Source organism: Xenorhabdus santafensis (assembly GCF_033949405.1).
GTDB classification, from domain to species: Bacteria; Pseudomonadota; Gammaproteobacteria; order Enterobacterales; family Enterobacteriaceae; genus Xenorhabdus; species Xenorhabdus santafensis.
On sequence record NZ_VCDN01000019.1, the window covers coordinates 79,570 to 100,000 of the forward strand.

Genomic DNA, 20,431 nt, shown 5'->3' on the forward strand with positions numbered 1-20,431 from the left:
TGATATGAGCATCCAAGACCCTTACTTCACACTCCCCCAAAATTTTTGTGAGAATCCGGCAGAAGCGTACACCATGCCTGCACGTTTCTATACTTCTCAGGACGTTTTTGATTATGAAAAGGAGGCGATTTTCGCCAAAAGCTGGATCTGCGTTGCACACAGCAGTGAGCTTGCCAGCCCCAATGATTATGTCACGCGTGAAATTATTGGTGAAAGTATCGTGATTGTTCGAGGGCGCGACAAAGTACTGCGTGCATTCTTTAACGTCTGCCCCCATCGCGGCCACCAATTATTAACGGGTGAAGGAAAAGCGAAAAACGTCATCACATGCCCCTATCATGCTTGGACATTCAAACTGGATGGCTCTTTGGCACATGCACGTAACTGCGAGAATGTGACCAATTTCGACAAAGGATTGGCGGAATTAACGCCCGTAAAAGTAGAAGAGTATGCGGGTTTTATTTTTATCAACATGGACATGAATGCAGGAACAGTTGAAGAGCAATTGCCGGGATTGGGGGCCAAGGTGTTGGAAGCCTGCCCGGATGTGTATGACTTAAAACTGGCGGCTCGTTTCACGACAGCGACTCCCGCCAACTGGAAAAGCATTGTTGATAACTATCTGGAGTGTTACCACTGCGGGCCGGCACACCCGGGTTTTTCAACATCCGTTCAGGTTGATCGTTATTGGCATACCATGCATGAGAAATGGTCTCTGCAATTCGGCTATGCAATTCCCTCTGATCAGTCTTTCAAATTTGAAGGGGAATCGTCATTTCATGGTTTTTGGTTATGGCCTTGCACTATGTATAACGTAACCCCAATCAAGGGCATGATGACAGTTATCTATGAATTCCCTGTTGATGCAGAAACAACACTGCAAAATTACGATATTTACTTTACGAATGAAGATATTACACCAGAGCAGAAAGAACTGATCGAATGGTACCGTGACGTTTTTCGCCCGGAAGATTTGCGCTTGGTTGAAAGTGTTCAGAAGGGGCTGAAATCACGTGGCTACCGTGGTCAGGGGCGCATCATGGCGGATAGTACAGGAAGTGGAATTAGTGAACACGGTATTGCGCATTTCCACAACATCATTGCCCAGACGTACCACGAAGAATAAGACGGGATCGGGTAAGAACACGACAGTACAGGTTTAGTCAAAGGGGGTATCAGGTGAATATTTCAAAAAATCCATACTTTCGTCAACAGGCTTACATTAATGGTCAGTGGTGCGATGCTGATAATAAAGCAACATTAATCGTGTCTGATCCGGCAACCGGCAAAGCCATCGGGCAGATACCCAATATGGCCGCCACGGAAGCGAAAAAAGCCATTCAGGCAGCGCATGACGCCCTGCCGGAATGGCAAGCACTGACAGGCCACCAGCGTGCCCGGTTATTGCAAAACTGGTTTCGCCTCATCAGTGAAAATAAAAGATGGCTGGCAGAAATCATGACACTGGAACAGGGTAAACCGCTGGTGGAAGCGGAGGGCGAAATCACCTATGCCGCTTCTTTTGTTGAGTGGTTTGCGGAACAAGGAAAGCGGACAAACGGAGAGATTATTCCGTCTCCGGCGGCGGATAAACGGTTGATGGTGATTAAACAGGGCATTGGCGTTTGTGCGGCCATCACTCCCTGGAATTTTCCGGCGGCGATGATTACCCGTAAAGCCGCCCCCGCGCTCGCGGCAGGTTGTACCATGATAATAAAACCCGCGAATGAAACGCCCTTTACGGCTTTGGCAATGGTGGAATTAGCCATTCAGGCAGGAATACCTGCGGGAGTGATTAATATCATCACCGGCCATTCCCGTACTATTGGTGAAATATTTACGAGCGATGAGCGCGTACGCAAACTGAGCTTTACAGGTTCCACTGAGGTTGGGCGCTTATTAATGCGACAGTGTTCGGACAGCATAAAAAAAGTCTCTTTAGAATTAGGGGGAAATGCGCCTTTTATTGTATTTGAAGATGCGGACATTGAAAAAGCAGTGGAAGGGGCGATTGCCGCCAAATTCCGCAATGCGGGACAGACTTGTGTTTGTGCAAATCGTTTGTATATCCACAGAGATATTTATCAGACATTCAGCCAGCGCCTTGTTGAAGAAGTGCAAAAATTGCAAGTCGGTAACGGTTTTGAACAGGGGGTACAAATAGGCCCGCTGATTAATATGAAATCAGCGGATAAAGTTCAGTTTCTTTTAGATGATGCACTCAATAAAGGCGCCGATTTATTGTATGGCGGTAAACGCCATGCGTTGGGTGATAATTTCTTTATGCCAACAGTACTCGGCAATGTTGCGCAAAATAGCCTGATATTAGAGGAAGAAATATTCGGGCCAATTGCCCCTCTGGTTATTTTTGATGATGAAGAGAGCGTTATTGAATACGCCAACAATACCATTTATGGGCTTGCTGCTTATTTTTACACTGAAAACCCGCAACGCATTTGGCGCGTTTCAGAAAAATTAGACTATGGCATGGTTGGCATTAATACAGGGCTCATTTCTAATGAAGTTGCCCCATTTGGTGGAATAAAACAGTCGGGATTGGGGCGTGAAGGTTCTGCCCACGGTATTGAGGATTATTTAGAACTTAAATATCTTTGTCAGGGAATTTAATCCTATATATCCAATAGAATTAAAAATACAGCCAACACAGGGCAAATAGAAAGATGAAGGGTATAATCATCATCAGGAATGGCGTATGTCAACTTATCAAACGATGGATGTGATTGTCAGTAATATTGAGCTAATTACACCAAATATTAAGCGATTTACATTAATACCGGCTGAAAATATGCAACTGCCCGCGTTTACTGGCGGAAGCCACATCTTTGTACAGATGCAGGATGGAGATAAACGCTACAGTAATGCGTATTCTTTATTGAATTCACCATTTGATAAAAATAGCTACCAAATTGCGGTTAAGCGGGAAGCTAATTCCCGCGGCGGTTCGGCATTTATGCACGATAAAGTAGCTATTGGCAATCATCTCATTATTTCTGAGCCAAATAACTTATTTGCCTTAGAGCCTGAAGCCAAAAAACATATATTAATCGCGGGTGGAATAGGAATAACTCCTTTTATGTCTCACCTGCATGAATTAAAACAGCAAAATTGTGATTATGAATTGCATTATTGTTATCGCTATTCTAATGAGAATGCATTTGTGCATGAGTTAATGGCTGCGGAATTTAAGGATAAAATCTATTGCTATGTTTCTTCTGAAGGGACGCGTCTTGCACTTGATACACTGATTTCCCGATTGCCAGAAGGAAGCCACGTTTACACCTGCGGTTCAGTTTCATTGAATAATGGGGTAAAACAAGCTGCACAAAATGCCGGATTTCCTGCCCATCAATTGCATTTTGAACAATTTGCAGTTGAAGATAAAACCGGTGAGGCATTTACTGTTGTTCTGGCGAAATCCGGCGTTGAACTGGACGTTGACAGTGAATCGACAATTCTTCAGGTTCTTGAAAGAAATAACGCAGCCCATGTAGAAAGTTTATGTCGTGAAGGAGTATGCGGGACTTGCGAAACCGTGATTTTGGAAGGAGAAGCGGATCACCGTGATCAATATCTTAGTGATGAAGAAAAGCAAAGCCAGACATCTATGCTGATTTGTTGCTCTCGGGCTAAAGGGAAGCGGTTGGTGCTGGATTTGTGACGAAAAAATCGCAGTGGTTGATGGCTTGCCACTTTTATTTCAAGCCATCATAAAAATGGGGCCGCAGCCCCAATTTATTTAACTCACAGAGTCCTTACTTAGAAATATCCACGCCAAAATACTTCTCTGAAATGCGGGCGTAAGTACCGTCAGCTTTCATTTCTTGCAGTGCTTTATTAATCGCTTCTACCAATTCAGGATCGCCTTTGCGCAGTAACACAGCTGATTTACTGGCATCTGATTGTTCAGCAACAATTTTTACTGGTGCATTAGGGCGTTGTTTCTTGAAATCAAGGAAAGACAGGCGGTCATTCAACGTTGCATCGGCGCGCCCTGTGACGACCAAATCAATGGCTTGGTTAAACCCGTCGGTACTGACTAAATTAGCGCCGTAAGAAGTTGCCAACTGCCCGTAATTGCTGGTCAGAGATTGTGCTGAGCGCTTTCCTTTTACATCCGCGAAAGTTTTTATGCTGTTGTTATTGTCACGGGTGATCAACACAACCTGAGATGTTGTATAAGGAATGGAAAAACTGAATTTTGCCGCGCGCGCAGGGGTTACGCCTACTTGGTTGATAACGGCATCAAAACGTTTTGCATCCAATCCGGCAATTAATCCATCCCATTTTACTTCCATAAACTCAGGTTTAACGTTCAAACGACGGGCGATCTCCCGCGCGATATCCACATCAAAGCCCGTCAGCTTGTTGCTGGCATCATGATAACTAAAAGGAGGATAAGTGCCTTCTGTACCGACTTTAAAGACACCGGAGGCTTTTATGGCGTCTAAATCTTTGCCCGCATAACTTGGGGCGGAAATAGCAAGGGCAGTCGCACCCGCCAGTAACAGACTCAAAAATTTTTTCATTGCGTTTCTCCAGATAAATAAAGTTGCTGACATCAATAGGGCATAAATGTGTGACTGCTTGCTATATCTCCCAATCCGGTAAAGCCTCCGTCAGGGTTGAAATAAATTTAACGGTACGTTCCTTATTGGGGCGGGTGAACAGGGTCTTCGCCGAACCTGATTCGACAATTTCACCAGACTCTAAAAAAACGACATCATGGGCAAGGTTGGCGGCCAAGCGTAAATCGTGCGTTGCCATTAACATGGTGGTGCCTTCTCCGGCCAATTGCTTCAGCACGGAAACGACTTCTTTAGATAACTCTGGGTCAAGTGCTGACGTCGGTTCATCGCACAACAATACCTTGGGAGAAGGCGCCATGGCTCTGGCGATGGCGACACGCTGCTGCTGCCCGCCGGATAACGTCGCCGGCCAAACATCGGCCTTATGGGACATACCGACTTTTTCCAGTAGCTCCAGCGCTCGTTTTTTGGCGCGTTCGCGTGGCCATTTCTGCACCCAGATCAACCCTTCCATAATATTCTCAATCACTGTCAAATGCGGGAAGAGTTGGAAGTTCTGGAAAACCATGCCCGTTTGCAGGCTAAAACGCTGGACTTCCCGGTGTGGCAGCCGCTCCTTACCGCTGAAAGTAATCTGCTCATTACCAATCTTTAGCGTGCCAGCCTGAGGTATCTCCAACAAATTAACACAACGCAACAAAGTACTTTTACCACTGCCGGAAGGGCCAATAAGTGCCGTCAGGCTGCCTTCTTTAATTGTCAGGCTTATATTTTTCAGCACCTTTTGCCCGTCGAAAAATTTTTCAATGTTGGATAGCTGAATCATCTTTGGCTTCCTTATTGCTACTTGGCTGATTACTGTTTTGCTGGGCGAATTTCTTTTCCAACCGGACTTGCAGGGCCGACAATACCGAACTCAAGAGGAGATAAAGAATAGCGGCTTCGGTATACAGGATTAACGGCTGATAAGTGACAGCCGCAATGCGCTGCGCTGCCAGAAACATTTCTGGCACGGTAATAACGGAAGCCAGGGACGTGTCTTTTACCAACGAGATAAATGTATTGGACAAAGGTGGAATAGAAACCCGTGCCGCTTGTGGCAATACGATCCGGCGCAGTGATTGCCACCAGCTCATGCCGATTGAGTGGGAGGCTTCCCATTGTCCTTTGGGGACTGAAATCAGGGCAGCGCGGATCACTTCTGAGGTATAGGCACCCACATTCAGGGTAAAGCCGATAACGGCGGAGGTGAATGCTTCCAATGTGATGCCTACGCTTGGCAGGGCGTAAAAAATCAAAAACAGTTGCACCAGCAGCGGCGTACCGCGGATCAGCCAGACATAAAACCGAACGACAGCAACCAGCGGTTTAGGCCCGTACAGTCTGATCAATGCAACGATAAACCCTAACGATATCCCAAGTGCGAATGTAATCAGCGTTAGGGGAATTGTGAATGTCAGGCCGGCATAGAGCATCGGCCATAGGGAATCCAGCGCTAAGCTGAGCCATGATGGGGTCATAGAACCTTCCTAATCGATTGAAATCAAATATATGTTTATTTTTTATAGAGTTGTTTTAATGATGATATGGCAAGAAAAGGGTAACGCTATATACAATAAAGTTATAGCTTATACCTCATGGATTTCGAGTTGTATTGAAGCGGCAAGGGAGCGGCAAATTTGTCGGGAACAAAAAAATAGATATAAAGAAGCAGCGAGCCGAATGATGGTTGAAGAAAAACTAATTGATGTGCTGTTTGGTTAACGCGTGTTTTGGGCGGTTAGCCTATTAATCATTAATCCACCTATTTTATTAAGGTTGGCGTGAAAATTTATTAAATAAAATACTTATAAACGCTAATTATTTATTGATGGTAGGTTTAATTGTTTATCTCGCTGGTACTCATAATTTTGTAAATAATCATATATTTATTTATATATAAATCATATAGTTAAATTATTTTTTTTGGTTTTTCAATAAGCTCTCGATTATAATTGTGCATTTAAAATTACAGTTTAAGAGCCAAAAACTTGTTTTTTATATTTGTGTTGCATAATTTTTACTATGAAATTTGTTTTGAAATAATCATGAGTATTGTTATCTGACTTTATATGTGGGTGATGACTATGAGATTAATATAAATGCATTTGCGCTTCACAATATAACTCTATTTGGTGTGGTCTAAGGGGATATTGAGTTTCAAATGACTGCGTTAGCCCATTGAAACAAATTAATTTCATTTTTTAGGTGCGAAAATTTATTTCTTTTGGGAGCGCGTAAATAATACCATTTATTTATTTGGGTGACTTAATGAAAAGCAAATTATTTAAACCAACTATTTTGGCGTTTTTAATTAGTGCAGTTTCAATACCATACTCTTTTGCTGATGGTAGTGATAAGGGTGAAGGATCGACCATTGCTAATGGTGTTAACAAGTCTACTGCGTTCGGTTCATCGGAAGTTAAAGAGGGCTCTAGTTTTTCTACTGCGTTGAGCGCCAGTAAAGTTCACGAGAACGCTGTCCAGTCTACTGCGTTGAACCACAGTGAGGTTCATAAGAACAGTAGAGCCTCTTTTGCATCAAGTGGCTCTACTGTTCAACAGGACAGTGAGGGCTCTTCTGCAATAAGTGCCTCGAACGTACATCGAAACAGTGAGAGGTCTTTTGCGGCGAACCGTTCTAATGTTGGTCGAAATAGCTCTCGCTCTGCTTCGTTGAGCTCCTCATCGGTTGGTAATGAAAGTGAAGGCTCTTTCAGTGCTAGTGGCGCGAAGGTTGGGGATAAGAGCAAATACTCTGTAGCTATCGCTGATAGCGCGGATGTTGCTTCTAATGCAGAAGGTGGTATTGCAATAGGAAACAAGGCGTCTTCACAGCAGAAAGGCAGTATTTCTTTAGGAGTGGGGACTGCAGCTTCTCATCTCGACTCAGTCGCGATTGGTACTGGTGCTAAAACGGATAAAGATAATTCCGTTTCATTCGGGGATAAAGATAACGCTTCATTAAATAAGCAGCTGAAGAATATTGCTGATGCTACAGATGATCAAGATGCGGTGACTTATGGGCAGTTTAAAACACTGGAAGATGAAGTAAAGCATGCTGTTGCAGTTAAAGTGCCAGAGGAAGCTCAGAAAGCAGTGAAAGATGCATCGGCAGCAGTAATAGATGCAAAGGCAGCAGTAACAAAGGCATCAAATTCGGCAGAGAGAGCGGAAACTGCGGCAGGGAAAGCGGAAGAAGTCGCAGAACAGGTGGATCAAAAAATCACTGCTGCTGTAGGTTTAGTCGATAAGGAATCAAAAGAATTAATAGATAAAAAAACAAAACAAATAGACCAAAAAGTAGATGAAACAACAAATCAGCTAGATAAAAAAATAAAGGAGAATGCTAAGCAAACAGAAAAGGAAACCGATGCACTGTTTAAATACGCTCAGAAGTTAGAAACAGACTACGATGGTGCTCGTGTTGATACTAGAAACCAATTTAACGCATTAGAAACCGAAATGCGCCAAGGCTATAATAGGTTAGACAGTAGGATTAATAACGTAGAGAAACGCGCTAATGCCGGTGTTGCCAGCGTCGCTGCAATGACCAACATTCCGTACAATAATGCCCATCGTTTTAGTGTTGGTATGGGTTTGGGGAAATATCGTAACGGTAATGCTGTCGCGATTGGTGCTCAGGCTAAAGTGACCGAGAATGTAAACCTTAGGGCATCTACAAGCTGGAACAATGATAAAGGCGCAGTTGTGGGTGCAGGTATTGCAGTTGGTTGGTAATCTTACAAAGTTAACTATCTCTTCAGGTGCCAATGGCACCTGTTTTTTTTTCTTATCAGCTTGAGAATGATGAAATTAAGAAATATCTCACCCAGAAAAAATGATTGGTATATGTGAATTATAAGCCATTAGATTAATTTAAAGTTATAAATAAATTTGTATTATTTTGTGATTGTTTTATTTTATTGAAGAATAATATAAATGCGTTTTATGAATAATAATTCCTTTGTCTAATTGTAAACAGTAGATTTGTTCTTTTAGTAAAATATAAAATCGGCACTCAATTAATTATAGAGTCATTGCGCTAGCTAAAACCCTCCAGATTTAATATGAGATAATTATCTTTGCAGTGAGTATAATTAAGTGGTTGTTATGAATAAAACTTGATTTATATATATCGATAGTATTTAATTCCCTTTGCATTAACAGCTTTATGAGGTTACTGCCTGAGCTTACGCTTTACTATATATAATAAATAGTTATTTATTGGTGGTGTAACTATTTGCGATAGGAATGGTGGGCATTTGATCAAGGAAAAATTCAAATGGTTAATTCTACCATATTACCGTTATGTATAATAAGTGCAGTAACCCTTCATTGCGGGCCATAATAAATATGGCCCAGAGAGTATTAATTTAAAATAACTAAGATATAGGCTAATAACCTAGGTTTAATTACATCCGTGAATATGTTAGGTCTATATCCTTGATTGTATTTATGAATGAATTTATTTGTATTTATATTATGGAGGAATAATGCGAAAATTTTTATTGAAAAAAACGAGTCTGGCGATTTTAATTAATGCTGTTTTTATAACATACTCTTTTGCTGGTGTGACGGAATATATTGAATCAGGAAATATTAAGGACTCGTCTGCACGCATTAGAAGTGAAAAACCAACAGGAAAAGATTTTGATGCCTACTTAAAAGAAGATGCTAATAAACCTGTTTTCAACGAAATTAAGTTGTCAAGGCAAGACTTTGAATCTTTAAGTTCAGTTGCGTTGGGTAAAGGTACAATTGAGTCCCTTTCTTCATATTCTACTGTATTTAATGCTTCAACGATTGGGTGGGGAGGTTTTAAATCAACTGCAATGAACCAATCGAAGATTGGTTATTGGAGTCAATACTCAACTGCATTTAACGGGTCGGCTATTGGAACAGTAAATTATTATTCTTTTGCGGCTAACAAGGCGACTATTGATTCCAATAGCCCATATTCTTTGGCTATAGGTTACGAAGCGAAAGTTCATGGCAATGCAGAGCATAGCCTTGTAATAGGACAAAATGCAACTTCGTTTCGGAAAAATGGTATTGCTTTGGGACAAGATGCGACTGCTAATGAGGAAAACTCAGTTGCTATCGGTAAGAACGCTAAAACGGAGAGAATGAACTCCGTTTCATTCGGAAATAAAACGAATGCATCACTAAATAAACAGTTAACAAATATTGCAGATGGTACAGAGGCTCAAGATGCAGCGACCTATGGGCAATTGAAAGCATATGTAACTGCTAATAATTCATTTTTTTCGAATAAAGATTCAGATGGCAATGTTTCATATTATGTCGGAACTTTTAATTCAGATGAAAAAAATGCTGTGTCATTTGGTGATGAGGCGCCTGAAAAAGGAGAGCTTGCTGAAGGTAAGAAGCAATTACGGCTAATTAATATTGCTGATGGTAAAGATGCTCACGATGCAGCAACTTATGGGCAGATGAAGGAAAATATATTCTTTTTTTCGAATTCTAATACAAAAATCCCAGCGTCATATTATGTGGGGAATGCTTCTTTTGAATCTACTGAACCCAATGTCGTGTCATTTGGTGATAAGGCACCTAAAGATGGAAAACTTGCTGACGATAAGAAGCAATTACGGCTAATTAATATTGCTGATGGTAAAGATGCTCATGATGCAGCAACTTATGGGCAATTGGAGAATGTAGAAAAACGATTGAATTCTTCGATGCAGGATTTAGAAGATAATGTGCAAAAATCTGAGAAGAATGCGGCACAGTCTGAGAAAAATGCGAAAAAATCAGCGCGTGATGCGTATAACTTTGCAGAAGTAGCGGCAGAAGCAGCGGATGGTGCGATAGCTGCAAAGGAAGCAGCGGAAAAGTCGACGCAGGAGGCGGAGGGTTTTGCGAAAGACGCGGACAAGTCAAGGGAGAAGGCGGAGGGTTTTGCGAAAGACGCGGACAAGTCAAGGGAGAAGGCGGAGGGTTTTGCGAAAGAAGCGAATGAATCAAAGGAAGCCGCAGTAGACGCAGCCCGGGAGGCTAAAAAGACCGCAATAGAAATGGACAAAAAAATTAACTTAGCAGCTGAGAAAGCCAGTCAAGAAAAAGTCAAAGAAGTCGAAGAAAAAGCAGAAAAACTAGACCAAAAAGTAGAAGAGAAGACAAAAGAGGTCAAAAAAGAAATCAAGAAAGAATCTGACGAATTGTATAAATACGCTCAGAAAATGGAAAAAAATGCTAATGAAAATGCTGAGAATCTTAATAAAGAATTAAGAGCAGAAATGAATCAAGGCTTTAATAAGTTAGACAACAAAATCAATCGGGTAGGAAAACGCGCTAATGCTGGTATTGCTGGTGTCGCAGCAATGACCAATATCCCATACAGTAATACTGATCGTTTTAGTGTGGGTGTGGGATTAGGAAAATACCATGATGGTAGTGCGATTGCGGTTGGTGCACAGGCTAAACTGACTGAACATGTCAATTTCAGGGCTTCTACCAGCTGGAATAATGACGAAGGAGCCGTCATGGGAGCAGGGATTGCAATTGGTTGGTAATATACTCGTCATATAACTTTTTATCAGGTGTCGTTTGGCACCTGATTTTTTTTGTGTGCTAAACAGGCGTTCTGTGCCTAAGGTTGTGCGCTTTGCCAGTAATAGCAATGAGGGGATTTTTGGGCGCTGATGTTGAAACTGACATGCTTAGGAAAAGCCGAGAGAACAGTAAGCTGTATGTGATTAAAACATCGATTGGGCTGTGCTTGTAAATAATAGAAATCTGTTTGAAAGGAATAAAGTAATACAGCCAACAAGGGGAAATTTGAATGATAAGGGCAAAAACCACCTTTTCAGAGGAATAAGTAAAATTTTTAAGGAAATTTAAACCGAACAGTGAATAGAGGCAAAATGCAGTTATGCGAACTCGAAAGCATGTATTTAAGAGTGGGATAGGGTACGAACATGGCACTGTGCTGTAAGAGGACAGCGGGTATGAACCCGCTATCTATTCGATTGATTAAAAACGATATTGAACGCCAGCGGAAATAGTATAGTTTGTATTACTTATACCACTAGCATTGTCAAAGGTTTTAGAAGTACGCTGACTATGATCAGTAATGTGTACATTCCCTTTTTTATTGTTGTCGAATTTATTCCAGCTTAGCTCACTGAATATTTTTACATTCGGAGTAATGTAATATCCGGCATCAACCCCAATAGAATAATAGCGTGAGTTATTGACTTCTGCTTTGTGAGTTTTATTGGTGTTGAGATGTTCATCTGTGTCTTTTGCTTGAACCCACGGGCTAAATTTCAGCAACGCATTAAATTCAAAGTCTTGGTAACGGTATTGTCCGGCCAATCCCAAATAAGGATTGTTAAATTTTTGTTTGTAAGTGATGATGGTTTTGTTCTCGAATGTGCGGGGATTATTTTTATATACACCATGCCCACCAGTCGCCTCCCAACTGAAATCAGTTTGCTGATAACCAAAAACTCCACCGAGCTTATATTCTGGCTGTTTTAATATCCAACCTTTTACATTGATATCAAATTCGCTGGCACTATTCAGCGCAGTATTTTCGTGATGAGACCAGTGAGTCCATTTAGATTGATTGGCTTTTTCCCAATCATAATTGTCCATTTTTCCACTTTTGGATGATGATGCATACCAGCCGCGAACGTTCAGGGTTAAATACGGCAGGGCATCCCAGGCCAGATCACCTTTAATAACCGCAGTATTTTTCACTCTCCATTTCAATTCACTAAGCTTACGCCCTGAGTATGGGCTATATACATATTCATTTGATTTAGCCGAAAGTATGCCCAATGAAGTACTGACTGATACACTATTTGAATTGAAGTTATCCGGGCTGGTATTTTCAACTTGTGTTTTTTGCGCTGCTTGTGCGATTTGCGCAGCAGACAGGCCAATAATACCTAAAGCAACTAAATTAAGTTTCATTGATAATGGTTCCTAGTTTATAAATACTTCAATCATTTATGATTTCAATATTTGGTTATCTTAATATATTGAGAATATGATTTTTAAAATTTTTCTCTGAGTGTTATTTTGTCTACTAAATATATATTCCGATCCGTTTTCATTTCGTTCGGATGAAAATAAATCACAATAATTCCATATTGTTATGATCATATTTTGTAGATGTTATTTACTCGAAAGGCCATTTTACTAACACATTTTGTAAATGTTTTCCATATTGTTTGATTAAATAATTATTTTGGGATTGTTTTATTATTTGTTAATTTTATTAAGTTTTAATTTAATATTTATATGAGTTATCTTTCAAAATTAATGTATGAAAATTTATATTTATTTTTTTATGGATAATATGGATGGTATTTCCTTGTCGCATAATTTAAGAGCCTAATTCTATTAGGCTCTTATTCCATCTATTTAGTGGGTTACTATTTGTATCATTACTATTTGTATCGTTACTATTTGTGATGGTGCTATTCAGTATATTATTCAGGAAAATATTTATCCCAAATTACCTGATAAGTGCCGTCTGCTTTTATTTCCATAATGGCTTTATCGACGGCGGTTTTTAGTTCAGTATCATTTTTGCGAAACAGCACGGCAGTTTTTGCGGCTTGAGCATCGGTGGCAACAATTTTTACCGGTGCATCCGGACGATGCTTTTTGTAATCGAGATATGACAGTTTATCGTTGATGGTTGCATCAGCGCGGCCTGTGCTCACTAGTTCAATTTCCTGACTAAAACCGTTGGCACTGATAATGTCGGCACCATAATGTCTGGCTATTTGGGCAAAATTATTGGTCAGGGTATGGGATGATCGTTTTCCTTTTAGATCACTAAATGTCTTAATATCGTTATTGTTTGTCCGGGTGATTAATACCGCTTCTGAAATAACATAAGGTTGGGAGAAACTGTATTTCTTCTCACGCTCTGGTGTAATGGCAATTTGGTTCATCACCGCATCGGAACGCCCGGCATCAAGACCACTAATCAGCCCATCCCATTTGCCTTCAATAAACTCAGGTGTGACTTTCATGCGCTGTGCGATTTCCCGACCTATTTCCACATCAAATCCAGTCAATTTTCCAGAAGCGTCATGATAACTGAATGGGGCATAAGCACCTTCTGTTCCTATCTTGAATACGCCTGTAGCATAAATAGAGGCAAGGGTGGTTTCAGGAGAGGAGTGTTTAGAGGTAGGTTGCGTAGAGGTAGGTTGTGTAGAGGTAAATTGGGCGTAAGCGATATGGGTGAAGCCAAATTGGACGATACCCGCCAATAAGATATTGAGTATGAATTTCATTTTATCTCTCCGAAAGAAAGCTGTTGTTTTTGCTTGCTTTTGCAATAACGGTTTTGTGATAACAGTTTTCACTATAACGGGAATATAAAAACCTTTATATATAAAATAATGTTATATCATAGAGGGTTAATGACATATGATTTAGGGTGAATTTGTATTGTAAGTCATGTTTATTATCAGATGGCTGATTTCAATTAAACAGAAGTATGTCACAAATATTCCTGAAAAAATTGTCATGACATAATGGTCTGATATATTTTGGTTTCTCTGTTCATAATATATGGCAATGAAATAGCTATCTTTTTATATAAAACCCATTGGGTATGGATCGATTATTTCACACCGTTAAATTCAATTATCAATATAGGTGCCAAGTGTTAAACCCATTATTCCGAAAGGGTATGGTTCACTCTTTACCTGTCTGTATCTCTTTCTTTCTTATTTTTGTGTCGATTGGCGCACTTTATCAAAGTCATGGCATTCCATTATTGGAAACGTTGGTTGGATCATTATTAATATATGCCGCCCCATTGCAGGTAGCTGCGGTTGGTTATTTGGCTGATGGCGCATTGTTTTCTGTGATCATTCTGGCTTTGTTGGTCAATTTTCGTTTTTTCCTGATGGCAATGGTGATGACGCAATATTTTCAGGGCATACCAAAACGGAATATTTTATTGGCGATGCTGGGATTTAGTGCCAGCACGTATACGGTGACACATTCACATATTTCTGCGTCTGCGGGAAATATGGCGGATGGGAAATCTCAGTTTCATTTTTATCTGGGGGTTGCCATTCCTTGTTTTGTGATTACATTTTGTGCCACTTTACTGGGGTATATTTCAGCAGAACATTTGGAGTATGAATCCCTTTCTCTGTCTTTGGTGATGTTGGTTCCCATTCATTTTGCCTCTCTGACTGCCAAACGATCGGGCAAGGATATGTCGGTGCTGGCAACGGTAATGGGGGGAGTGTGTGCGCCGCTATTGAATGAAATGGATATGAAGTTAATGGATCTGGCGTTGCCGATTTTGTGCGGGGTTGTGATTGCAGTTATTGAGCGGAATCTGAGCAAGGATAAAGCATCATGATGTTGTTGATTGTCGTCATGGGGTTAGTGAGTTTCGTGTTAAGGATAGCTCCTTTTTTGGTCAGTAATCATCGATTGTTTAAAGGAAAGGGGTTGCTGATTACTTCATTGGATTATGCCATCTGTTTTATTTTGGGAACCATTATTGTCAATATTTCCCTGAATAAATTATCTCTGAGTGAATTAATTTACCACTTTAATTTTAAATATGTAATTGCGTTGATAACGGTAGTTCTGGCTTATTTTATCAGTAAATATACGGATTCAATTTTAAAGAGTTTGGGGTTTTCGTTAGTCTTCTTTATGGTTGTACAGCGGTTATTAAGCTAAAAGTGAGATGAGATAAAAAACCACTGCAATTTTACTTGCAGTGGTTTACATGGATAAACGTTAACTAAAATAAATTACAGCGCAGCGATCGTTTCTTTCTGTGCCAGTAATTTTTCTTTTGCCGCGTTATTGGTTGCCAGACGCTCACGCTCTTTGGCAACAACCGCTTCCGGCGCACGGCTGACAAAACCTTCGTTAGCCAGTTTGCCTTCAATGCCGCCAATCTCTTTATCCAGCTTCTCGATTTCTTTATCCAGTCGTGCCAGCTCTGCTTCTTTATCAACCAGACCAGCCATTGGGATCAGGATTTCTGCTCCGTTGATAAGCTTGGTAACAGAAACCGGTGCGTCTTCACCTGCCGCCAAAACGGTAACAGCAGAAAGGCGGCCCATCGCCTGAATAAAGTTGAGGTTTTCAGCCACACGGCGTTGTGCATCTTCGTTTGCATCACGCAGCAGAACTTCCAGTGGTTTGCTCGGCGCGATATTCATTTCTGCACGAATGTTACGTACCGCAATGATGGCTTCCTTGATCCACTCCAGATCGTTCAGCGCCAGTTCATCTACTTTTTCCTGAGAGAATTCAGGGAAAGATTGCAGCATGATGGTATCGGCATCAATGCCTTTGACCACTTTCACACGCTGCCAGATGGTTTCGGTGATGAATGGAATGATTGGGTGCGCCAGACGCAGCAAGCCTTCCAATACTTCAATCAGGGTGTGGCGAGCCGCACGGACTTCCGCTTCTGAACCTTTGTTGATTGCAGGTTTGGACAGCTCCAGATACCAGTCACAGAATTGGTTCCACGTGAATTCGTAAAGAATATTCGCAGCAATATCGAAACGGTAAGTATCCAGTGCTTCGCGATAGGCTTTTACGGTCTGGTTGAATTCTGCCAAAATCCAGCGATCTGCCAGAGAGAATGACATTTCACCGCCGTTTTGGCCGCAATCCTGCCCTTCGGTGTTCATCAACACAAAACGGCTGGCGTTCCACAGCTTGTTACAGAAGTTGCGGTAACCTTGCAGGCGCTTCATGTCCCAGTTGATGTCACGGCCTGTTGAAGCCAGTGCAGCCAGTGTGAAACGCAGGGCGTCAGTACCGTGGGCTTCAATGCCTTCCGGGAACTGCTTTTCAGTGCGCTTACTGATTTTTTCAGCCAACTGTGGCTGCATCATATTGCCGGTACGTTTTTCCAGCAGGTCTTCCAGAGAAATGCCGTCAATCATGTCCAGCGGATCGATAACGTTCCCTTTGGATTTTGACATCTTCTGGCCTTCGTCATCACGGATAAGACCCGTCATGTAGACCGTTTTGAATGGGACTTGTGGTTTGCCGTTTTCATCTTTGATGAAGTGCATGGTCATCATGATCATGCGGGCAATCCAGAAGAAAATAATGTCGAAGCCACTGACCAGCACATTGGTTGGGTGGAAAGTTTTCAGGGCTTCAGTCTGCTCAGGCCAGCCAAGGGTGGAGAACGTCCACAGGCCGGAGGAGAACCAAGTATCCAGTACGTCTTCGTCTTGGCTCAGAATGATGTCTGCGCCCAGATTGTTTTCGCGGCGGACTTCTTCTTCATCGCGACCAACATAGACGTTGCCTTGCGCGTCATACCATGCCGGAATACGGTGACCCCACCACAATTGGCGGGAGATGCACCAATCCTGAATATCACGCATCCAAGAGTAGTACATGTTTTCGTACTGTTTCGGCACGAACTGGATGTCGCCGTTTTCAACGGCTTCGATGGCTGCTTTAGCCAGTGGTGCCGTGCGGACGTACCATTGGTCAGTCAGCATTGGCTCGATAACCACGCCGCCACGGTCGCCATAAGGAACCGTCAGGTCATGGGGTTTAATCTCAACCAGCAGACCTTGTTTTTCGAACTCAGCCACAATCGCTTTACGGGCAGCAAAACGCTCCATGCCACGGTATTCAGCAGGAATGTCGCTTGAGTAGATTTCAGAAACTTCACCGTTGCTATCGAACACTTCTGCGGCTTCGCGGATGTCGCCGTCAAAAGTCAGGATGTTGATCATTGGCAGGCTGTGGCGCTTACCGACTTCATAGTCATTGAAGTCGTGGGCTGGTGTGATTTTTACGCAGCCAGTGCCTTTTTCCATGTCTGCATGCTCATCACCGACGATAGGAATGCGGCGGTTGATCAGCGGCAGCAGGATTTCTTTGCCAATCAGGTCCTTGTAACGTGGATCTTCCGGGTTAACGGCAACACCGGTATCACCCAGCATGGTTTCCGGGCGCGTGGTGGCGACAATCAGATAATCCTTGCCTTCAGCGGTTTTCGCGCCGTCAGCCAACGGATAGCGCAAATGCCACATTGAGCCTTTGACTTCACGGTTTTCAACTTCCAAATCGGAAATTGCAGTGCGCAGCTTTGGATCCCAGTTTACGAGGCGTTTTCCACGGTAAATCAGATCGTCTTGATAAAGGCGAACAAAGGCTTCTTTAACGGCCTTGGACAGCCCTTCATCCATCGTAAAGCGTTCACGCTCCCAATCTACGGAGTTACCCAAGCGACGCATTTGATTGGTGATGGTGCCACCCGATTCCGCTTTCCATTGCCAGATTTTGTCGATAAAAGCGTCGCGGCCATAATCGTGGCGGGTTTTACCTTCTTCTGCCGCGATTTTACGCTCAACAACCATTTGTGTCGCAATACCTGCGTGGTCAGTGCCTGATTGCCACAGTGTATTTTTACCCTGCATGCGCTGGTAACGCACCATCGTATCCATAATAGTCTGCTGGAATGCGTGACCCATATGCAGGCTGCCGGTGACGTTTGGTGGCGGGATGACGATGCAGAAACTTTCGCGGCTGGTATCACCATTCGGCTTGAAGTAACCGCTCTGTTCCCAGTGCTTATAAAGGGGTTGCTCTATCTCTGTCGGGTTGTACGTTTTATCGAGAGATGGCTCAGATTGCGTTTGATTAGCGGGTGTCTTTTCCATTGTATCTTGATATTCAAAAGGTTGGCGGGGTTGCCATGGTCAAATTAAAGCCAACGCCACGATAGCATTTATATCGTTCGCGAGCTAACTGTTTTAGATTTTCATCAATAGGAACGAAGTCTATCACTTCATGGAAAGCTGTGGCAAAGTCTGCAAAATGAGGAAGCAGTGTCACCAGAACATCGCGGGGGGCGTTGCTCCTTTTTTGCGGCCAGCACAATTCCACTGGAGCGCCATAACGCGGGCCTTCTCCGGCAAGGTTGTGCGGCACAAATTGGCTTGGCTCCCGTTGCCACAAGGCTTCGTCCAACTTTTCGGCCTGCTGCTGGTTTTCACAAGCAATCAGAACCCGCTTCCCTGCCCGCCATTGGTCAGCAGCAAGCTGACATGCCAGCCATTCATGTGGCTGCAATTCATCGGAAAATGATGATTGTTCCGATAACGGCTTTTCCGGCTTAAGTTGTTCTGACTCAAGCTTTTCCAACAAATAGAAGGTGGCGTTTTTCATATTTTCTTGGTTACAAGATTGCGGGAAACAGTGACGGAAAAGGGTATTGCAGATGCAATACCCTTAATTTCACTCATTCCTTCAATGCGGTTGTGCACATTTTTATTAAGCAAAATATGCACTGACTGCATTAATCATCAGAATTCAAACCTGAGCGATTTAACAGGAATTGTGACAAGAGCGCAACCGGACGGCCGGTAGCGCCTTTCGCTTTACCTGAACGCCATGCTGTACCAGCAATATCCAGGTGTGCCCAATTGTATTTGCCTGTAAAGCGAGCCAAAAACGCACCAGCGGTAATTGCACCACCTGCACGCCCACATGAGTTCACCATATCAGCAAAATTGGATTCCAGCTGCTCGGTATATTCATCCCCCAACGGCAGGCGCCATGCACGATCTCCCGCTTGTTCAGAAGCGTTCATCAGCTCATGTGCCAGCGGATTGTGGTTGGACATCAAGCCAGTATAGTGGCTGCCCAGTGCAACAACACAAGCACCGGTCAATGTGGCGACATCAATGACCAGCTCAGGGTCAAAACGCTCAACATAAGTCAGCGCATCACACAGAACCAGACGGCCTTCTGCATCGGTGTTGGTGACTTCGACAGTTTGACCGGACATGGTGGTCAAAATGTCTCCCGGACGATACGCCCGCCCGCCTGGCATGTTTTCGCAGCCAGCCAGCACACCAATGACGTTGATCGGCAATTGCAGCTCGGCAACAACACGCATGGCACCATAAACTGAAGCAGCGCCGCACATGTCATATTTCATTTCCTCCATGCCTTCTGCTGGCTTGATGGAGATGCCGCCGGAGTCAAAAGTCAGTCCTTTGCCCACCAACACGATAGGTTTCGCATTGGGGTCTTTGCTGCCCTTATATTCCATGATTGACATCAGGGATTCATTCTGTGAACCCTGACCAACTGCCAGATAGGAATTCATGCCAAGCTCTTTCATCTGCTCTTCGCCAATGACTTTGGTTGCCAGATTGTCGGCATTGTCAGCAAGCTGGCGCGCCTGTGAAGCCAGGTAGGCGGCATTACAGATATTGGGTGGCATGTTGGCCAGATCTTTTGTCGCCTTGATACCGGAAGCAATGGCAAGGCCGTGCTGAATGGCGCGTTCACCGCTGGTTAATTCGCGGCGGGTCGGTACATTGAACACCATTTTGCGCAAAGGGCGACGCAGCTCATTTTTACTGCTCTTGAGCTGATCAAAAACATACAGTGACTCTTTGGCCGTTTCGACCGCCTGACGGACTTTCCAGTAGTTGTTGCGCCCCTTCACGTGCAGTTCAGTCAAGAAGCAAACTGCTTCCATTGAACCTGTTTCGTTAAGGGTGCTGATCGTCTTCTGAATAATTTGCTTATATTGACGCTCATCCAGTTCACGTTCTTTTCCACAACCAACCAGTAAAATACGCTCAGACAGCACATTAGGAACATGATGCAGCAACAAGGTCTGACCCACCTTGCCTTCAAGTTCCCCGCGGCGTAATAAGGCACTGATATAGCCGTTACTTATTTTGTCAAGCTGCTCTGCGATAGGGGAAAGGCGGCGTGGTTCAAATACGCCGACAATAATACAGGCACTGCGCTGTTTCTCCGGGCTACCGCTTTTTACACTAAACTCCATGCGTTCTCCTGAATCTTAAAGA

The 20,431-nt window shown here is 43.0% G+C and carries 16 protein-coding genes; 8 read left to right on the forward strand and 8 right to left on the reverse strand.

The features are described 5' to 3' along the window. The first annotated feature begins 4 nt into the window (after positions 1-4). The 3 genes from FE392_RS05900 to FE392_RS05910 all read left to right on the forward strand — a co-directional run bounded on the left by FE392_RS05900 (position 5) and on the right by FE392_RS05910 (position 3,679). On the forward strand, positions 5-1,126 hold the full coding sequence (locus tag FE392_RS05900) for an aromatic ring-hydroxylating oxygenase subunit alpha (protein WP_319929298.1): 1,122 nt from the start codon (positions 5-7) through the stop codon (positions 1,124-1,126). Positions 1,127-1,179: 53 nt separating this feature from the next. Further along, complete coding sequence (locus FE392_RS05905) at positions 1,180-2,628, forward strand: NAD-dependent succinate-semialdehyde dehydrogenase (protein ID WP_319929299.1); 1,449 nt, start codon at positions 1,180-1,182, stop codon at positions 2,626-2,628. Positions 2,629-2,713: 85 nt separating this feature from the next. Continuing rightward, entirely contained in the window at positions 2,714-3,679 is a 966-nt protein-coding gene (locus FE392_RS05910) for a PDR/VanB family oxidoreductase (RefSeq protein WP_319929300.1), read from the forward strand. A gap of 94 nt (positions 3,680-3,773) precedes the next feature. On the opposite strand, the gene FE392_RS05915 is transcribed toward FE392_RS05910, so the two are convergent. The 3 genes from FE392_RS05915 to FE392_RS05925 all read right to left on the reverse strand — a co-directional run bounded on the left by FE392_RS05915 (position 3,774) and on the right by FE392_RS05925 (position 6,067). Then, positions 3,774-4,547: an amino acid ABC transporter substrate-binding protein gene (locus FE392_RS05915; protein ID WP_319929301.1), complete on the reverse strand. Its 774-nt coding sequence runs from the start codon at positions 4,545-4,547 to the stop codon at positions 3,774-3,776. 61 nt (positions 4,548-4,608) lie between these two features. Then, positions 4,609-5,373, reverse strand: coding sequence for an amino acid ABC transporter ATP-binding protein (locus tag FE392_RS05920; protein ID WP_319929302.1), 765 nt, complete (start codon positions 5,371-5,373; stop codon positions 4,609-4,611). Further along, positions 5,351-6,067 carry an amino acid ABC transporter permease gene (locus FE392_RS05925; RefSeq protein ID WP_319929303.1) on the reverse strand — a complete coding sequence of 239 codons (717 nt, stop codon included), beginning with the start codon at positions 6,065-6,067 and terminating at the stop codon, positions 5,351-5,353. The genes FE392_RS05920 and FE392_RS05925 overlap by 23 nt, the downstream gene beginning before the upstream one ends. Positions 6,068-6,125: 58 nt before the next feature. Here FE392_RS05925 and FE392_RS05930 point away from each other — a divergent pair, with 58 nt between their 5' ends. The 3 genes from FE392_RS05930 to FE392_RS05940 all read left to right on the forward strand — a co-directional run bounded on the left by FE392_RS05930 (position 6,126) and on the right by FE392_RS05940 (position 11,125). Next, complete coding sequence (locus FE392_RS05930; protein ID WP_319929304.1) at positions 6,126-6,311, forward strand: hypothetical protein; 186 nt, start codon at positions 6,126-6,128, stop codon at positions 6,309-6,311. A 546-nt stretch (positions 6,312-6,857) separates the two neighbouring features. Beyond that, the gene (locus FE392_RS05935; protein WP_319929305.1) at positions 6,858-8,327 is read left to right on the forward strand and encodes a YadA-like family protein; all 1,470 of its coding nucleotides are present in this window, start codon (positions 6,858-6,860) and stop codon (positions 8,325-8,327) included. Between the two features lie 755 nt (positions 8,328-9,082). Further along, on the forward strand, positions 9,083-11,125 hold the full coding sequence (locus FE392_RS05940; protein WP_319929306.1) for a YadA-like family protein: 2,043 nt from the start codon (positions 9,083-9,085) through the stop codon (positions 11,123-11,125). A 460-nt stretch (positions 11,126-11,585) separates the two neighbouring features. Here the strand turns inward: FE392_RS05940 and FE392_RS05945 are convergent, their stop codons facing one another. Together FE392_RS05945 and FE392_RS05950 are read right to left on the reverse strand one after the other, a co-directional pair. After that, positions 11,586-12,533 (reverse strand): omptin family outer membrane protease, encoded by a 948-nt coding sequence (locus FE392_RS05945; protein ID WP_319929307.1) that lies wholly within the window; start codon positions 12,531-12,533, stop codon positions 11,586-11,588. A gap of 521 nt (positions 12,534-13,054) precedes the next feature. Next, positions 13,055-13,873, reverse strand: a complete 819-nt coding sequence (locus tag FE392_RS05950; RefSeq protein WP_319929308.1) for an amino acid ABC transporter substrate-binding protein — start codon at positions 13,871-13,873, stop codon at positions 13,055-13,057. A 374-nt stretch (positions 13,874-14,247) separates the two neighbouring features. Here FE392_RS05950 and FE392_RS05955 point away from each other — a divergent pair, with 374 nt between their 5' ends. Beyond that, positions 14,248-14,961 (forward strand): AzlC family ABC transporter permease, encoded by a 714-nt coding sequence (locus tag FE392_RS05955; protein ID WP_319929309.1) that lies wholly within the window; start codon positions 14,248-14,250, stop codon positions 14,959-14,961. Continuing rightward, on the forward strand, positions 14,958-15,290 hold the full coding sequence (locus tag FE392_RS05960) for an AzlD domain-containing protein (protein WP_319929310.1): 333 nt from the start codon (positions 14,958-14,960) through the stop codon (positions 15,288-15,290). Before FE392_RS05955 ends, FE392_RS05960 begins: the two co-directional genes overlap by 4 nt. 74 nt (positions 15,291-15,364) lie before the next feature. Here the strand turns inward: FE392_RS05960 and FE392_RS05965 are convergent, their stop codons facing one another. From FE392_RS05965 to pepA, 3 genes are all read right to left on the reverse strand, one after another. Beyond that, entirely contained in the window at positions 15,365-18,262 is a 2,898-nt protein-coding gene (locus FE392_RS05965) for a valine--tRNA ligase (protein WP_319929311.1), read from the reverse strand. Between the two features lie 13 nt (positions 18,263-18,275). Then, entirely contained in the window at positions 18,276-18,770 is a 495-nt protein-coding gene (locus FE392_RS05970; protein WP_319929312.1) for a DNA polymerase III subunit chi, read from the reverse strand. A gap of 130 nt (positions 18,771-18,900) precedes the next feature. Continuing rightward, complete coding sequence (pepA, locus tag FE392_RS05975) at positions 18,901-20,409, reverse strand: leucyl aminopeptidase (RefSeq protein WP_319929313.1); 1,509 nt, start codon at positions 20,407-20,409, stop codon at positions 18,901-18,903. Between the last annotated feature and the right edge of the window lie 22 nt (positions 20,410-20,431).

Bases quoted from the DNA above. Each gene is read 5' to 3' on its own strand.
- FE392_RS05900 (WP_319929298.1), top strand. From the start codon at position 5: ATGAGCATCCAAGACCCTTACTTCACACTCCCCCAAAATTTTTGTGAG.
- FE392_RS05910 (WP_319929300.1), top strand. From the start codon at position 2,714: ATGTCAACTTATCAAACGATGGATGTGATTGTCAGTAATATTGAGCTA.
- FE392_RS05915 (WP_319929301.1), bottom strand. From the start codon at position 4,547: ATGAAAAAATTTTTGAGTCTGTTACTGGCGGGTGCGACTGCCCTTGCT.
- FE392_RS05920 (WP_319929302.1), bottom strand. From the start codon at position 5,373: ATGATTCAGCTATCCAACATTGAAAAATTTTTCGACGGGCAAAAGGTG.
- FE392_RS05925 (WP_319929303.1), bottom strand. From the start codon at position 6,067: ATGACCCCATCATGGCTCAGCTTAGCGCTGGATTCCCTATGGCCGATG.
- FE392_RS05930 (WP_319929304.1), top strand. From the start codon at position 6,126: ATGATGATATGGCAAGAAAAGGGTAACGCTATATACAATAAAGTTATA.
- FE392_RS05935 (WP_319929305.1), top strand. From the start codon at position 6,858: ATGAAAAGCAAATTATTTAAACCAACTATTTTGGCGTTTTTAATTAGT.
- FE392_RS05940 (WP_319929306.1), top strand. From the start codon at position 9,083: ATGCGAAAATTTTTATTGAAAAAAACGAGTCTGGCGATTTTAATTAAT.
- FE392_RS05945 (WP_319929307.1), bottom strand. From the start codon at position 12,533: ATGAAACTTAATTTAGTTGCTTTAGGTATTATTGGCCTGTCTGCTGCG.
- FE392_RS05950 (WP_319929308.1), bottom strand. From the start codon at position 13,873: ATGAAATTCATACTCAATATCTTATTGGCGGGTATCGTCCAATTTGGC.
- FE392_RS05960 (WP_319929310.1), top strand. From the start codon at position 14,958: ATGATGTTGTTGATTGTCGTCATGGGGTTAGTGAGTTTCGTGTTAAGG.
- FE392_RS05965 (WP_319929311.1), bottom strand. From the start codon at position 18,262: ATGGAAAAGACACCCGCTAATCAAACGCAATCTGAGCCATCTCTCGAT.
- FE392_RS05970 (WP_319929312.1), bottom strand. From the start codon at position 18,770: ATGAAAAACGCCACCTTCTATTTGTTGGAAAAGCTTGAGTCAGAACAA.
- pepA (WP_319929313.1), bottom strand. From the start codon at position 20,409: ATGGAGTTTAGTGTAAAAAGCGGTAGCCCGGAGAAACAGCGCAGTGCC.